Source organism: Luedemannella flava, from assembly GCF_039528515.1.
GTDB classification, from domain to species: domain Bacteria; phylum Actinomycetota; class Actinomycetes; order Mycobacteriales; family Micromonosporaceae; genus Luedemannella; species Luedemannella flava.
In genome coordinates, this window is the sequence record NZ_BAAALT010000311.1 from 1 (window position 1) to 626 (window position 626).

The following is a 626-nucleotide window of genomic DNA, read 5'->3' on the forward strand; positions in this document are numbered from 1 at the left end:
CCCGGCGGCGACGCGCCGAGGAACGCGCCCGGGCGCAGGAGGCCGCGGCGGCGCTCGAACGCGCCCGGCGCGCGCTCGAGATGCACGACTCGCTGGCCAAGACCCTCGACGCGCTCGCCCTCGGCGCGGCGGCGCTGCCCCTGACGCTGGCCGAGCCGACCCGGGCCTCGCAGCTCGCCCAGACGTTGCGCGAGGGCACCCTCGACGCCGCCCGCGACGCCCGGGAGCTGCTGAGCGAGCTGCGCTCGGGCACGCTCACCCTGCCGCTCGCGGACGCGGTGCGCACGATCGCCGACGAGTGGGGCCGGCGCGGCTGGCGCGTCGAGGTCGACGCGCAGGACGTCGCGGCGCCGCCGACGATCCGCTACGAGCTGTGCTGGATCCTGCGCGAGGCCATGCGCAACGTCGAGGCACACGCGGCGGCGAGCGCCGTCCACGTCGGACTGCGCCGCGACGGACGGCTGCTGCGGCTCACCGTCGAAGATGACGGCGCCGGCTTCGACGTCCCCTCCGACCTGCACACACTGCCCCGGGCCGGCCATCACGGCCTGGTCGGCATGACCGAGCGCGCCCGGGCGAGCGGCGGCACGCTGGAGGTCCGCCGCCGGCCGGGCGGCGGCACGGCG

The 626-nt window shown here is 78.4% G+C and carries 1 protein-coding gene; it reads left to right on the forward strand.

Features of this window, described 5'->3' with window-relative positions:
* A partial coding sequence (locus tag ABD211_RS32905) for a sensor histidine kinase (RefSeq protein WP_344140421.1) occupies nt 1-626 on the forward strand: 626 nt, incomplete at both ends.